Source organism: Bacillus cereus group sp. MG1, assembly GCF_040460035.1.
Lineage (GTDB): Bacteria > Bacillota > Bacilli > Bacillales > Bacillaceae_G > Bacillus_A > Bacillus_A cereus.
Genome location: NZ_JARVGY010000001.1, coordinates 2,590,840 through 2,605,520, shown reverse-complemented (window position 1 = coordinate 2,605,520; position 14,681 = coordinate 2,590,840). Strand labels below are relative to the sequence as shown.

Here is a 14,681-nt window from a genome sequence, read left to right as displayed (position 1 = left end):
TACATTACTTATGATACGGTTCCCCACGATTAATCCGAAACGCTCTATACACTTGCTCAAGCAACACTAATCGCATTAATTGGTGTGGTAATGTCATCTTTGAAAAAGAAAGTGATTCATTTGAACGCTTCATCACTTCTGAGCTTAGTCCAAGTGATCCACCAATTACAAATGCGACTTTACTCTTTCCGTATGTAGCAAGGCGATCTAGACTTACCGCAAATTCTTCTGATGACTTTTGCTTTCCTTCTATAGCTAATGCAATCACATGCGTGTCATCAGAAATTTTATCCAGTATACGTATACCTTCTTTTTCCTTTACAATTAACATTTCTGCTTCACTTAAATTTTCTGGCGCCTTTTCATCAGGCAATTCAATCACTTCTACTTTTGCGTATGCAGATAATCGTTTTAAGTATTCTGCTATACCTTGTTTCAAATATTTTTCTTTTAATTTCCCAATTGAAATAATCGAGATATTCACACGTATCCTCCACCTTACAAACATGTTATCCACAAAACTTATCCACATATCCACAAACGCTACCCACATATTGTGTGGGAATCTGTGTTCGATACAACATATGTCGCCTCATTTTGACAAAATTCACATGTTTTTTTCTCTTTTTCTAAGTTATCCACATTGTTGATAACTGGTGCGACTTCACACTCATCCACAATAATATCTAACGCTAATTCAACATGTTCTAAACAACAAGGTAAATTCATTTTCTACACCTCACTTTTCTACAATAGAAAACAGGAGGTAGGCCCTCCTGTTTTTAATACTTTTGAATGCCTAATTTCACTGTTGTTGTTACTCTTTTTGTACCACGATAAAACGTAAGAGTCATTTTATCATTAATTTCCTTATCATATAAGGCCGTACGGAATCCAATAATATCGCGAATCGGTTTTCCATCTACCGCCACAATAACATCATGTTCTCTTAAACCAGCATCCGCACCTGGCGAAGGACTTTTCACATCCAAAATACAAACTCCCTCTGTTACAGTACCTGGTAAATGTAATGTTTTTGACCAATAATAGTTTGGAATTTCATTTAATGACCTAAGTTCAATCCCAATATAAGGTCTTCTTACTTTTCCATACTTCTCAAGTTCATTCATAATCGGAACAGCTCTAGTCACCGGAATAGCAAGGCCGATTCCTTCTACTTCTTTTGCAGCAATTTTCATTGAATTAATACCAATTAATTGTCCTGCTGCATTTACAAGCGCACCGCCACTATTCCCCGGATTAATCGCTGCATCTGTTTGTAACACTTCTACTTGCCAATCATAATGTCCATCTTGATCTAAATCTACAGGGACAATACGTTCAGTAGCTGAAATAATACCTTGTGTAACTGTTCCAGAAAATTGCAGTCCAAGTGGGTTTCCAATCGCAATGACTGGCTCTCCTCTGCGAACAGTATTAGAATCGCCAATTTCAATTATTTTTTTCACATGCTTTGCATCTATTTCTAATACAGCTAAATCTGTGACTACATCGGTTCCTAATACTTTTCCAGGAACCTTCTTACCATCACTTAGACTTACTTCAATACGATTCGCTCCAGCTACAACATGATTATTCGTTACAATATAAGCTTGACCATCTGTCTTTTTATAAATTACTCCTGATCCTGTACCGGCCTCTGAATCTGCCTCTGAAAAGTTATCTCGTTGAATGTTAATAACACCCACAACAGCTTCAGATGCACGATCAACAGCATCTACAAAGCTAATCTGTTTAATCCCTTGAGCTTCAGCCATATTACTTCCGCTTGCTTCAGCTTGCGGAAGCGTATCAGCAGAATTTGAAAATAAAGGCGCTCCAAACGCAAATAAAGAAGCTCCTACAATTGTTCCCGCTATACTAGAAAAAACTATACCTTTGTGCTTCTTTTTTCCTGCACGTTTCATACGATAACTTTCTTCATCAATAAAGGACATATTTGTTCACCTATCTTCCTGAAAACAACTATATTCACCTTTATTGTTTACTAAAATGAAGAATTATACGTATTGAATTTTTGTAGGCATTTTTGGATCTGTATCGTGAATTTCAAAGGATTCACCCACTCCAAATCCTTTTTCCTCTAGTACTTGTGATACTGACATACGCGCTAGTTCTTTCATGTTATTATCTAAGCTTAAATGGGCTAAATAAATATGCTTTGTCTCATCTGTAATTACATCTGCCATCGCTAATGCAGCATCTTCATTACAAACATGCCCAACGTCACTTAAAATACGTCGTTTAATGCTCCATGGATAACGTCCCATACGAAGCATTTCTACATCATGATTACTTTCAAATACGAAAGCATTAGCTCCCTTAATAACGCCCTTCATACGGTCACTTACGTATCCCGTATCTGTAATAAGCGCTAATTTCCTATTATTGTTATGGAAAGCATAAAACATCGGTTCTGCCGCATCATGAGAAACTCCAAATGACTCGACTTCAATATCACCAAATGTTTTCACATCACCAACTGAGAAAAGAAACTTTTGTTCAGTTGGGATATTTCCTATTAAATGTTCCATTGCATTCCATGTTTTCTCATTCGCATAAACAGGCAAATCATATTTACGTGCCAATACACCTAATCCTTTAATATGATCACTATGCTCATGCGTTACAAGAATACCTGATACATCATTTATATTCAGTTCTGCTTGTTTAAATAAAGCCTCTGTTGCTTTACCACTTAAACCTGCGTCGACTAGTAATTTTTTTTCATCGGTTCCTACGTATAGCATATTTCCTGTACTTCCACTTGCAAGTACGCTAAAATGCAACCCCATTCTTTCTCACTCCAGTATGTTCATCAACCACTCGATTTTCCTTTTCTCCTAATTCCATAACTTGTCCTTCAATTGCATTCACAAAGAAGTCCTGCTTCTGCTCCGTTTTTAAATTCCACGTTGGAGCAAGTACTTGGTTATTAGAAGTAGATGCGGTAAGAGTGGCATAACCAATTTGCGCTTCTTTAACATGCGTATTTCCATGAATTTTATTTTTTAAATACAAATTTTCTAAAGCTGTTTGAGCCGTAATAATTTCTTGCTCTTTCGTTTTTTCACCTTCGCCCATTTCTTTTAAATCAGTTAGCATTGTCTGCGTATATGAAACAAGTTCATTTTTTTCATTTAATTCCACAACAATCATCGCCTGATTATTATAGAAAATAGGCTTATCTTTATATTTTTGGAAGAAATAAATTTTAGAGTCTTTCACCGCTCCAAATTCATACTTTTGTCCATCCAATACATAGTTCTTCAAAAATTCATTATACTTATCTTTTGATAATGATTTCGTATTTAAAAAAGGCTCTTTTAGCTTACTTTCTATCTTGTACATATTTTGTATATGCACCGTTTGATTTTTCAAAGACTGTATATCTTCTTCTTTAAAGGCTTTATTTTCCGCTCTAATAAATGACTCTTTTTTCGGTTCTTTAGGGATATTTCCCATCGTAATTTTATTTGCTTTTAATTCTTGATCTATCTTTGTTTCTGCAATAAGCTCCAATTGATTACTATCTTGCTTTTGAATGAATTGGAAAATGAGAAAGAGGTCCAAAACAAAAAAGGTCACAATAAATATGGTTTTAATCCGATCCCAATCCATTTAGTCCTCCCTCACTCCACTCATAGATTTTCTGTTTACCTGTTTCATCTTCAACAAGCTTTACATACCAAATTGGTTGTAGTCGAACCACTTGCCCATCTAGTGATAACTTGTATCCAATGCCAATATCCTTAATTACTTGTTTCTTTATCTCTGGATTATTTTCTAGGGATGCTATTACAACATGCCCTGACGGAAGAGTAACCTTCTGTTCTATACCTTTAGTATTTAAAGACAGCAACGGTCTTTCATATTCCATTACTTCTTCTGATCCCCATACTTGTCTTAATTCCGCTAATCCATCTGCATTGAATACTGGATATCCATCTTCATTTAAGCGAAATACTGTCTCTCCTTTATTCATATAGTCCAAACGATATGAATCCAAACTCCCACTGTGACCACTTACAAATTCAAAGCTTTTTTGTAAAAGCATTAAATTATCTATCGTTTTCTCAGTTAAGACAGAAGAGTTTTTATACTTTAGCATGTGACGATCGTTTTCAATTTCCATGGATCTAATACCATCTGTAAATGTTTCTTTCGACATCTCGGTAATCGGACTTAAATAACGAGGATCACTAAACAGAGCATTCTTAAACGTATCAACTGCTAAATTAGATGAAATATATGTTATATTGCTTAACTCTGTCGTTCCATCTGGTAAAAATAATTTTTTCATATCATTAAGTTGATAATCAAAATAAGGTTTTGCTGATACTATAAATTGATTTTGGGCATTTACAATATCTTTTAAATACAAGCCACTTAATTTTGCCTCGTATATTTTAAAGTTATCACCATCAGAAACAAAGTTAATTTTAATTTCTTGATCCTTACTTCTAGAAGGATCAAGGAGAATACGATTAAAATGTTTAGGCTTATCTGTACTTTTCTCTTTCATGTTGAACATGGATTTAACTGCATCAAATGGGATATCGGTAGGGAAAACAAGTTCAACTTTCCCTTCACCATGCACATATGAAAGGAAATCACCCTTAGTGATTGATATCTCTCTAAAATCATGTAGTTCCCCTAATTCTAGAGGCTTATAGATTGATTCTATATCTGCCTCTCTTCTGCTCCCATAATGATTTTTATCTTTATGCACGATGATAGAAGTAGGACGGACAACATCGGAAATTTTAGTTTGGTTCATTCCTTCGTTCCCCTGTACAAATTTCGCGTTTTGCATGGATGTAGAATCTGGCACATACGTCCATAGATTAAAAGTAAGAAATAGGCTAATTACAACTAGGTTAATTAAAACTATTGTTTTAAAGTTTTCCATACTCATTCCCAATCGTCCTCTTCATCTGCTGCCATTGGTAACGTGAAATAAATAGTTGTCCCTTTTCCTTCTTCACTCTTCGCCCAAATAGAGCCACCATGTGCCTCAATCATTTCTTTTGCAATTGCTAATCCAAGTCCCGTACCACCCATTTGTCTTGAACGAGCTTTATCTACGCGATAAAAACGTTCAAAGATTTTATCAACGTTTTCTTTTGGAATACCCATTCCTTGGTCACTTACACTAATTTCTAATAAATCACCGCGATCACGTAAACGATATGTTACTGTTCCACCTTCTGGTGAATACTTTAATGCGTTAGAAATAATGTTATACAGCACTTGAGTAATTTTGTCAGTATCCATATCAATAAATCTAGATTTCTTAGAGAAAGATCGTTTGAAACTTACATTTTGCTCTTTAGACATTTCAAAGCGATCAATAATATTATTAAAGAAATCAGTAAAGTCGACCCATTCTTTCATTAAACGATGCTCTGTACTATCCAGTTTAGATAGCTGTAACAACGCATTTACAAGTCTAATCATTCTTTCTGTTTCTTCTTGTGTAACCGTTAAAAATTGTGGTGCAATATTTGGATCCTGCCATGCTCCATCTGTAAGTGCCTCTAAATAACTGCGCATCGTCGTTAATGGCGTCCTTAATTCATGAGAGACATTTGCCACAAACTCACGGCGTTCCCGTTCTATACGTTCCTGCTCTGTTACATCATATAGTACAGCAATTAAGCCGTTTGCCTTCCCTGTTTCTTTTTGAATAACAGAGAAACTAGCACGTAAAATATATGGTTCGTTTCTCGTACTAAAATCTAATAAAACAGAATCTGGCTCTTCATATAAATGATCGAGCGTAAATTCTTCCTGTATTCCTAATACCTCTAAAACAGATTGATCGAGCGCTGTTTCACGAGAAACATTTAACATCTTTTCCGCAGGGTCATTTAGTAAAATAATATCCCCTTTTCGATCAGTAGCAATTACTCCATCTGTCATATGTGATAAAACAGATGATAATTTACGCCTTTCACTTTCTGTAGAAGAACGAGCTTGTTGTAATTTTTTCGATAAATTATTGAAGGATAATGCCAGTTGTCCAATTTCATCATGGCTATGCACTTTTACTTTTCTGGAATAATTTCCTTTTGCCATTTCGATTGCTTGTCTCCGCATATCTGAAATTGGTCTTGTAATTGTTTGAGCCAATAAAATCCCAAGTACGGCCGTTACTAATAAAGCAATTACTGTTCCCGTAGCAAAAATTTGATTTATATCCTTCATTTGTTTATATACATCTTCCATAGATGCCACAATGTAAATAACACCAAGCGCATCCTTACCGTTATCATCTAGAATCGGAGTAAGCATAACTTGAACACGATGACCTGTACTACCATCCTTCTCAATTTTCACTTCTGGCTTTTTTTGTACTAACACTCGCTGAACAGCTATATCAGTTGATGTTCGATTCACCTTATTCTGCTTTGATTCATCTGAAATAGCCAGTAACTTTCTGTGCGAATCAAATACACTTACCTCTTGTATAACTTTCTTCTGATCAGAGGCAAATTTTCGAATTGAAGTTTTAATCGTTTCATCTGTTGACTCTGTTTCTGCTTTTGTATAACTTTTTTTAAACTCTTGCTTCAAATTATATGATAATAAGTTTGTTTGCTGCGTTAAAGAATCCCTAAAACCTTGTACTAAGCTCTTCTCTAATTCCCTTACGAAATATACTCCAATAACTTGCATCGCTATTAATATTAATAGCATATATATAAGCACAAATTTTAAATGAATAGATTGAAAAAAACCAACTTTCTTCATATACTATTCCTGCTCTGGGTCACGCAAGTAATACCCTACTCCACGTCTAGTTACAATTAAAGTAGGATGGCTTGGATTATCTTCAATTTTTTCACGCAAACGACGTACTGTAACGTCTACTGTGCGCACATCTCCAAAATAGTCATAACCCCAAACTGTTTGTAATAAATGTTCGCGTGTCATAACTTGTCCTAAATGTTTCGCTAAATAATGTAGCAACTCAAATTCACGATGTGTAAGCTCGATATTTTCCTCGCGCTTCGTTACACTATATGCATTTGGATTAATCACAATTGGTCCAATAACCATTTCTGTATTTTCTTCTTTTTCCGCAGCACCACCTTGTTGATGGCGGCGTAAATTCGCCTTCACACGAGCAAGTAATTCCCTCGTACTAAATGGCTTCGTTACATAATCATCTGCCCCAAGCTCAAGCCCTAATACTTTATCAATCTCAGAGTCCTTTGCTGTAAGCATAATAATCGGCATTTCTGAGCTTTTACGTATTTCACGGCAAACCTCTAAGCCGTCTTTACCTGGTAGCATAATATCTAATAAAACCATATCTGGTTGCTCTTCATTAGCCTTTTCAATTGCTTCATCACCATCATGTGCCATTACTATTTCAAAACCTTCTTTTTCTAAGTTAAACTTCAAAATATCTGCAATCGGCTTTTCATCATCAACTACTAAAATTTTCTTTCCCATCATCGTCTATTTCCTCCTTATAAAAATATGGTCAATAATCCCTAAACATATTGATGTTTACATAGTATGTCCTATATGACCGCATCCTTTGTTTAAGTATTTTCTCCTCTATTCTCATAGACTCATGTATGATCCACTTTTACACGGCATCCTATACGATCTATAGAAAAACCTCTAGCTTCAACTGCTAGAGGCTCCTCGTTCTATTTTAAAATAACTACTCAGTTTTGTAAAATTACATAAATAAAAAGGATATTAAGTGGGCCCACTTAATATCCTGAGAGTGGCTCGGGACGGAATCGAACCGCCGACACGAGGATTTTCAGTCCTCTGCTCTACCGACTGAGCTACCGAGCCAAAACTATATATAAAACCACTAATGGTGGTATAAACAAAAGTGGCGGTCCCGACCGGGGTCGAACCGGCGATCTCCTGCGTGACAGGCAGGCATGTTAACCACTACACCACGGGACCAAAAATAAGCAAAAAAAAACATGACCCGTACGGGATTCGAACCCGTGTTACCGCCGTGAAAGGGCGGTGTCTTAACCACTTGACCAACGGGCCACGAAAAATAAAATGGTGAGCCATGAAGGACTCGAACCTTCGACCCTCTGATTAAAAGTCAGATGCTCTACCAACTGAGCTAATGGCTCATATTCACCAACGTCATATTTTCGTGACGACAAGATGTATCATAACATGTATTCTGTATTTATTGCAATACTTTTTTCGTTTTTTTATAAAAGAATAAGAAAAAACTCATGCGGACATGAGTTTTTTTCTAAACACTATTAATTAAGCTTCGTATACGTTACGAACAATATTTGTTTGGTTACGATCTGGTCCAACTGAGAACATAGATATTTGAATTCCTGTTAACTCAGAAACACGTTCTACGTATTTTCGTGCATTTTCAGGAAGTTCATCTAATGATTTTACACCAGTAATATCTTCTTCCCAACCTGGAAGCTCTTCATATACAGGCTCACATTTTGCTAAAATGTTTAAGTTAGCTGGAACTTCATCAATAACTTCACCATTGTATTTGTAAGCAACACAAATTTTAAGAGTTGGAATACCTGTTAAAACGTCGATAGAATTTAATGATAGATCCGTTAAACCACTAACACGACGTGCATGTCTTACAACAACGCTATCGAACCAACCTACGCGGCGTGGACGACCAGTTGTCGTTCCATACTCGCGACCAACTTCACGAATTTGATGACCAATTTCATCATGAAGCTCAGTAGGGAATGGACCATCACCAACGCGGCTTGTATATGCTTTACATACACCTACAACGCGAGTAACTTTCGCAGGACCAACTCCAGTTCCAACTGTTACACCACCAGCAATTGGGTTAGAAGATGTAACGAACGGGTACGTACCGTGGTCAATATCAAGCATAACACCTTGCGCACCTTCAAATAATACACGGTGATTATTATCTAATGCATCATTTAATACAACAGACGTATCACATACATATTGCGCGATTTGTTGCCCGTACTCGAAGTACTCTTCGAAAATTTCTTCTACAGTGAAACCTTCTGTATCGTACATTTTTTCAAATAAACGATTTTTTTCTACTAAATTGCGCTCAAGCTTCTCTTTAAATGCTTCACGGTCTAAAAGATCAGCCATACGAATACCAATACGAGCAGCTTTATCCATATATGCAGGACCGATACCTTTTTTCGTTGTACCGATTTTGTTATCACCTTTACTTGCTTCTTCTAACTCATCTTGCTTTAAGTGGTAAGGTAAAATAACATGTGCACGGTTACTTACACGTAAATTATCAGTACTTACACCACGATCGTGTAAGTATTTTAACTCTTCAAGTAATGCTTTTGGATCTACTACTAATCCGTTTCCGATTACACAAATTTTCTCTTTATAGAAAATACCAGATGGAATTAAGTGTAATTTATATTTAACTCCGCCGAAAACAATTGTATGTCCCGCGTTATTTCCACCTTGATATCTTGCAACTACTTCCGCATGCTCAGAAAGAAAATCAGTGATTTTACCTTTTCCTTCGTCGCCCCATTGTGTTCCTACAACTACTACTGAAGACATTATTAAAGCACCTCCGCAATTTTCAAACGATCTATTCAAACAATATAATTGTACCAAAACCGAAAAAGAAGTCAACCGAAAAGCGAACATTTTTTCATAAAAAAACTTTTTCGTTCGTAAGAATTATATATTTAACTTATGAAAGCCTTATCTTTCTTATAAAAAAAAAGAAACACATCTTATTATAAGAAATGTGTTTCTTTTTTATACTGCCTTTATGCCGGCGGAGCATGTCCATCCTCAAAACGACGTTCTAAGTTAACGAACTTATTGAACTCTTTGACGAATGCAAGTTCCACTGAACCTACTGGACCGTTACGCTGTTTTGCAATAATAATTTCAATTGTATTTTTGTTTTCCGTTTCTCGATCATAGTAGTCTTCACGATATAGGAAAGCTACAATATCAGCATCCTGCTCAATACTTCCAGATTCACGAATATCAGACATCATCGGGCGTTTATCTTGACGAGATTCTACACCACGAGATAACTGTGATAAAGCAATAACAGGCACTTGCAATTCACGTGCAATCCCTTTTAAGGTACGAGAAATCTCAGATACTTCCTGCTGACGGTTTTCTCCTGATTTCCCACTTCCTTGAATAAGCTGCAAATAGTCAATCAAAATCATACCAAGACCTTGTTCTTGCTTTAATCTACGACATTTTGCTCGAATCTCATTTACTTTAATACCTGGCGTATCATCAATATATATACCAGCATTTGAGAGACTCCCCATTGCCATTGTTAATTTTGCCCAATCATCGGAAGTTAATGAACCAGTACGAAGTCTTTGTGCATCAATATTCCCTTCTGCACAAAGCATACGCATAACAAGCTGATCAGCACCCATCTCCAAACTAAAAATCGCTACATTTTCATCCGTTTTCGTCGCTACGTTTTGTGCAATATTTAATGAAAATGCCGTTTTCCCTACTGATGGACGTGCTGCCACGATAATTAAATCATTTCGTTGGAAACCTGCTGTCATCTTATCTAATTCAGTAAACCCAGTTGGTATCCCAGTAACTTCACCCTTTTGATTATGCAAAAGTTCAATTTTGTCATAAGCATCTACAAGAACATCTTTAATGTTTTGGAATGCTTTTGCATTCGTTTGATGGGATACTTCTAATATTTTTTTCTCAGCCTCATTTAAAAGACCATCCACATCATCTTCTCTCTCGTATCCATCCGATACAATATGAGTCGCCGTGCGAATTAAACGACGTAAAAGCGCCTTTTCAGCGATGATGCGTGCGTAATATTCTACGTTAGCTGCAGTTGGCACAACTTCTGCTAACTCTGCTAAGTAAGAAACCCCACCAACTTCTTCTAGTAATCCTTGATCAGCCATTGCTGATGTCATCATTACTAAGTCGATCGGCTCTCCCTTATCAGATAGCCCAAGCATGACTTCAAAAATCTTTTGATGTTTCGTTCGATAGAACGAATCAGGTACCAATAACTCTGATGCTGAAGTTAACGCATCTTGATCAATCAATATGGCCCCTAAAACCGCCTGCTCAGCCTCTATATTATGCGGAGGGGTACGATCAGCAAGTACATCACTCATACGCAATCCTCCTTGCTTAATTTATTTTTATTGTTCACTAACATGAACTTTTACTGTTGCTGTTACTTGTGGATGCAATTTCACAGTAACGTTTGTATAACCTAACGCGCGGATTGCATCGTCCATTTCAAATTTACGTTTATCAAGCTTAATCTTGTGTGATTTTTGCATTGCATCTACGATTTGTTTGCTTGTGATAGAACCAAATAAACGGCCACCTTCTCCAGATTTCGCCTTTAATTCTACAGTTAATTTCTCTAAAGTCTCTTTTAACTCTTTTGCATTTTCAAGCTCTGCTGCTGCATCTTTTTCTTCTTTACGCTTTTGAGCTTCTAAAGTTTTCATACTGCTATTTGTTGCTTCAGCAGCTAATCCTTGTTTTAGTAAGAAGTTATTTGCATAGCCATCTGGTACGTTTTTTACTTCTCCTTTTTTACCTTTACCTTTTACGTCTTTTAGAAAAATTACTTTCATGATTGTGTGCCTCCCTGTAAATAGTCATCAATAACAAATCGAAGCTTCTCCTCAGCTTCATCTACTGTAACATTTTTCATTTGTGTGGCTGCATTCGTCAAATGCCCGCCACCGCCTAAGTTTTCCATAATTAGCTGCACATTCACTTCACCTAAAGACCTGCTGCTAATTCCAATGAGATTCTCGCCGCGTTTCGCAACAACAAATGATGCAATAATCCCTGTCATCGTTAATAACGTGTCTGCCGATTGCGCAATAAGCACTTGATCGTAGTAATCATCACTATCAACTTTAGCAATCGCAATTCCATTTTTATAAATGTACGCATTTTTTATAGCTTTTGCAACCCGTAAATACTGATCCATATCTTCCTTTAAAAGTTCTTGTACAAGTACAGTATCTGCACCATGTGAGCGTAAATAAGAAGCAGCATCAAATGTACGAGCCCCTGTCCGGAATGTGAAACTTTTCGTGTCGACAATAATACCCGCTAACAATGCCGTCGCTTCTAACATTGTCATCTTTAAATTTTTAGGTTGATACTCAAGTAATTCTGTAACCAATTCTGCTGTTGAAGAAGCATATGGTTCCATATAAACTAGCAATGGATCTTCAATAAAATCTTCTCCACGGCGATGATGATCAATAACTACTACATTTTCAATTTTATGTAACAGTTTTTGCTCCATCACCATAGAAGGTTTATGCGTATCGACAACAACAAGTAACGACTCATCATTTGCAAATTCCATCGCTTGCTCTGGAGTAATAAAACGAGACCATAACTCCTCATTTTGTTTCACTTTGTCCATCAAACGCTTAATTCCTTTATCGGAATCATTTTCATCTAACACAATATATCCTTTACGCTCATTTAATTGAGCCACTTTTAAAATACCAATCGCAGCACCAATTGCGTCCATATCGGGAGCCCTATGCCCCATAATAATGACATTACTACTTTCTAATACTAAATCCTTTAACGCATGCGAAATGACCCTAGCGCGTACACGGGTACGTTTTTCAACCGGATTTGTCTTACCTCCATAGAACTTAACTTTACCTGTCGCTTGTTTAATAGCTACTTGGTCTCCCCCACGCCCAAGCGCAAGATCTAAACCAGATTGAGCCATTGCTCCAAGCTCTGATAAAGGTAAATCACCTGATCCGACACCCACACTTAATGTAAGTGGTATATTCCTTTTAGATGTTTCTTCACGCACCTGATCTAAAATGCTAAATTTCCCTTTTTCCATCTGCGTCAAAATACTTTCATTTAGCACAACGAAGAATCTTTCTGAAGATGCACGTTTTAAATACGCCCCATACTTAAGTGCCCATTCATTTAGTCGCGATGTCACAAGACTTGTTATATTCGTACGTAATTGATCATCTAATCCTTGTGTAACTTCATCATAATTATCCAAATAGATGACAGCTAAAACAGTCCTTTGATCCTCGTACATCTTTTCGATTTCTGTTTGTTCCGTTACATCAAAGAAATAAATTAACTTTTCTTCTTTCCTTACAAAAACGCGAAACTTTCGATTATTTAAAGAGACTATATCATCAGAAGTTTCTCCTTTAATGAAAAGAAGTAATGTTTCTGATACATCGTAAAGGTGCCATCCAGCTAATGCATGCTGTCCCAGACATGAAGATAAATAAGGATTTGCCCAATCAATCCCATAATCCTTATTGTATAACAAAATACCAATCGGCATTTGGTTAAATGCTTCATTACTTACTTTCTTTACTCTTGTAATCATATCTGTCGTATGCTTTTCGAAATTCCTTTGAAAATTAAGTTCAAATCGTATAACGATAAAGAATACGATACAAAAAATGACAAAAGCAGCTATCCCCATAATTAAATGAAAATAACAGAGAATTGAAATGAGCACAAACACAAAAAATGCCAATACATAAACAGGATATAAAAACCACTGTTTCTTATCAAATTCAGGCATGTATACAACTCCTATAAAGTAAAACTAACTCACCTTCCAGTTAGTTAAACAGATTAAAATAGTATAAGGAATATTATTTTATCCCCCTATTTTAGAACGCAATGAAATCCCTAAGTCAATTATACCTAAGATTGTCACAAGAGGAAACAGCATCGGAATAAACATGCATGCAATAAAACTAATAATAGGAACCCCTTTAGTAAAACCTTTTCTATACGCTAAAAAGGCGATAAATGTCAGACCTTGCAGTACAAGCAATAGTGCAAATATGACATTTAGGTTAGAAAATACCATATGTAAATATGATGTTGGTTCTACTTTTATAAAAGTTGCTAACAAAATAAATATAACGTAATACCAAATGATACTCTTTGGTAATTGTATATCTTTAAATTTAGGCCAAGATATAACGTCATGTTTTAACTTTTTCAAAACACTACCTGATATTATCACTGTAATCCAAGAAAAACATACTGAAACTAGCACAAGTATACTCGGAAGTAATGATTGTAATATATCATTCATTTGTGCAAGTAACTCTTTTTGTTCCTTACTAATCGGCATACCTGTAGCACTTACTATCTTTTCGCTTTTCGCCATACTTTCACTAAATATACTTTGCATTTGCTTCATTATATCTATGTTGAAAAACTTTATACTCGCAACATAAATAAGTACAAAACCAATTAAGTATGCAAGCGTCCCAGCTATTAAGATTTCCACTGGCTTTTTTCTTGTTTTATACATATATCCTAAAACAATCCCTATCAATCCAAACATAATTGTCTTCACTAAATTCATCGGTTGACTCACAATAACAGTAACAAAAAGTGCCGCTACAAAAACCACGAGCACATTAGATAGTTTATGTCTTATCATTAATAGTATAAATGGTAACGGCAACGCAAAAGTTACAACTGTACCCAAAATCGGAACATACATAGATATAAGCAATAACATTGCATATATAGCCAACAACGCGGCACCTTCAGTAATAAATCTTGCTTGTTTCACATTTTAACCTCTCTTTCAAAAAAGAAAAGCATAGCAAAATGCACAGTAGAGTCCGACTCTACTGTGCATTTCA

At 36.0% G+C, this 14,681-nt stretch carries 13 protein-coding genes and 4 tRNA genes; all 17 read right to left on the bottom strand.

Features of this window, described 5'->3' with window-relative positions; all coding sequences use genetic code 11:
- Positions 1–4: 4 nt before the first annotated feature.
- On the bottom strand, positions 5–484 hold the full coding sequence (gene rlmH / locus QCI79_RS13615) for a 23S rRNA (pseudouridine(1915)-N(3))-methyltransferase RlmH (protein ID WP_001027003.1): 480 nt from the start codon (positions 482–484) through the stop codon (positions 5–7).
- A gap of 59 nt (positions 485–543) precedes the next feature.
- Entirely contained in the window at positions 544–729 is a 186-nt protein-coding gene (locus QCI79_RS13610; RefSeq protein WP_001052824.1) for a CxxH/CxxC protein, read from the bottom strand.
- A gap of 53 nt (positions 730–782) precedes the next feature.
- The gene (locus QCI79_RS13605; protein WP_000008040.1) at positions 783–1,958 is read right to left on the bottom strand and encodes a S1C family serine protease; all 1,176 of its coding nucleotides are present in this window, start codon (positions 1,956–1,958) and stop codon (positions 783–785) included.
- Between the two features lie 63 nt (positions 1,959–2,021).
- On the bottom strand, positions 2,022–2,816 hold the full coding sequence (locus QCI79_RS13600; protein WP_000522840.1) for an MBL fold metallo-hydrolase: 795 nt from the start codon (positions 2,814–2,816) through the stop codon (positions 2,022–2,024).
- Positions 2,800–3,642 (bottom strand): two-component system regulatory protein YycI, encoded by an 843-nt coding sequence (locus QCI79_RS13595; protein WP_000383742.1) that lies wholly within the window; start codon positions 3,640–3,642, stop codon positions 2,800–2,802. The genes QCI79_RS13600 and QCI79_RS13595 overlap by 17 nt, the downstream gene beginning before the upstream one ends.
- A complete protein-coding gene (locus tag QCI79_RS13590; RefSeq protein ID WP_000061556.1) occupies positions 3,623–4,939 on the bottom strand; it encodes a YycH family regulatory protein in 1,317 nt (438 codons plus the stop codon). Before QCI79_RS13590 ends, QCI79_RS13595 begins: the two co-directional genes overlap by 20 nt.
- On the bottom strand, positions 4,936–6,777 hold the full coding sequence (walK, locus tag QCI79_RS13585; RefSeq protein ID WP_000755367.1) for a cell wall metabolism sensor histidine kinase WalK: 1,842 nt from the start codon (positions 6,775–6,777) through the stop codon (positions 4,936–4,938). The genes QCI79_RS13590 and walK overlap by 4 nt, the downstream gene beginning before the upstream one ends.
- A gap of 3 nt (positions 6,778–6,780) precedes the next feature.
- On the bottom strand, positions 6,781–7,488 hold the full coding sequence (gene walR / locus QCI79_RS13580) for a cell wall metabolism DNA-binding response regulator WalR (protein WP_000971865.1): 708 nt from the start codon (positions 7,486–7,488) through the stop codon (positions 6,781–6,783).
- A gap of 281 nt (positions 7,489–7,769) precedes the next feature.
- A tRNA-Phe gene (locus QCI79_RS13575) sits at positions 7,770–7,842 on the bottom strand.
- Between the two features lie 41 nt (positions 7,843–7,883).
- Positions 7,884–7,959 (bottom strand) — tRNA-Asp (locus QCI79_RS13570).
- A 21-nt stretch (positions 7,960–7,980) separates the two neighbouring features.
- Positions 7,981–8,052 (bottom strand) — tRNA-Glu (locus QCI79_RS13565).
- A gap of 13 nt (positions 8,053–8,065) precedes the next feature.
- Positions 8,066–8,141, bottom strand: a tRNA-Lys gene (locus tag QCI79_RS13560).
- Positions 8,142–8,283: 142 nt separating this feature from the next.
- Positions 8,284–9,573, bottom strand: coding sequence for an adenylosuccinate synthase (locus tag QCI79_RS13555; RefSeq protein ID WP_000100238.1), 1,290 nt, complete (start codon positions 9,571–9,573; stop codon positions 8,284–8,286).
- Between the two features lie 215 nt (positions 9,574–9,788).
- Positions 9,789–11,150, bottom strand: a complete 1,362-nt coding sequence (gene dnaB / locus QCI79_RS13550) for a replicative DNA helicase (RefSeq protein WP_001286148.1) — start codon at positions 11,148–11,150, stop codon at positions 9,789–9,791.
- A gap of 27 nt (positions 11,151–11,177) precedes the next feature.
- Positions 11,178–11,624, bottom strand: a complete 447-nt coding sequence (gene rplI, locus QCI79_RS13545; protein WP_000864228.1) for a 50S ribosomal protein L9 — start codon at positions 11,622–11,624, stop codon at positions 11,178–11,180.
- Positions 11,621–13,594 carry a DHH family phosphoesterase gene (locus QCI79_RS13540; RefSeq protein WP_001113788.1) on the bottom strand — a complete coding sequence of 658 codons (1,974 nt, stop codon included), beginning with the start codon at positions 13,592–13,594 and terminating at the stop codon, positions 11,621–11,623. Before QCI79_RS13540 ends, rplI begins: the two co-directional genes overlap by 4 nt.
- A 78-nt stretch (positions 13,595–13,672) precedes the next feature.
- The gene (locus QCI79_RS13535) at positions 13,673–14,608 is read right to left on the bottom strand and encodes a YybS family protein (RefSeq protein WP_000806422.1); all 936 of its coding nucleotides are present in this window, start codon (positions 14,606–14,608) and stop codon (positions 13,673–13,675) included.
- Between the last annotated feature and the right edge of the window lie 73 nt (positions 14,609–14,681).

What these genes read in the sequence shown, in the direction of transcription:
- QCI79_RS13610 (WP_001052824.1), bottom strand. Translation starts at nt 729, where the DNA reads ATGAATTTACCTTGTTGTTTAGAACATGTTGAATTAGCGTTAGATATT.
- QCI79_RS13605 (WP_000008040.1), bottom strand. Translation starts at nt 1,958, where the DNA reads ATGTCCTTTATTGATGAAGAAAGTTATCGTATGAAACGTGCAGGAAAA.
- QCI79_RS13600 (WP_000522840.1), bottom strand. Translation starts at nt 2,816, where the DNA reads ATGGGGTTGCATTTTAGCGTACTTGCAAGTGGAAGTACAGGAAATATG.
- QCI79_RS13595 (WP_000383742.1), bottom strand. Translation starts at nt 3,642, where the DNA reads ATGGATTGGGATCGGATTAAAACCATATTTATTGTGACCTTTTTTGTT.
- QCI79_RS13590 (WP_000061556.1), bottom strand. Translation starts at nt 4,939, where the DNA reads ATGAGTATGGAAAACTTTAAAACAATAGTTTTAATTAACCTAGTTGTA.
- walK (WP_000755367.1), bottom strand. Translation starts at nt 6,777, where the DNA reads ATGAAGAAAGTTGGTTTTTTTCAATCTATTCATTTAAAATTTGTGCTT.
- walR (WP_000971865.1), bottom strand. Translation starts at nt 7,488, where the DNA reads ATGATGGGAAAGAAAATTTTAGTAGTTGATGATGAAAAGCCGATTGCA.
- QCI79_RS13555 (WP_000100238.1), bottom strand. Translation starts at nt 9,573, where the DNA reads ATGTCTTCAGTAGTAGTTGTAGGAACACAATGGGGCGACGAAGGAAAA.
- dnaB (WP_001286148.1), bottom strand. Translation starts at nt 11,150, where the DNA reads ATGAGTGATGTACTTGCTGATCGTACCCCTCCGCATAATATAGAGGCT.
- rplI (WP_000864228.1), bottom strand. Translation starts at nt 11,624, where the DNA reads ATGAAAGTAATTTTTCTAAAAGACGTAAAAGGTAAAGGTAAAAAAGGA.
- QCI79_RS13540 (WP_001113788.1), bottom strand. Translation starts at nt 13,594, where the DNA reads ATGCCTGAATTTGATAAGAAACAGTGGTTTTTATATCCTGTTTATGTA.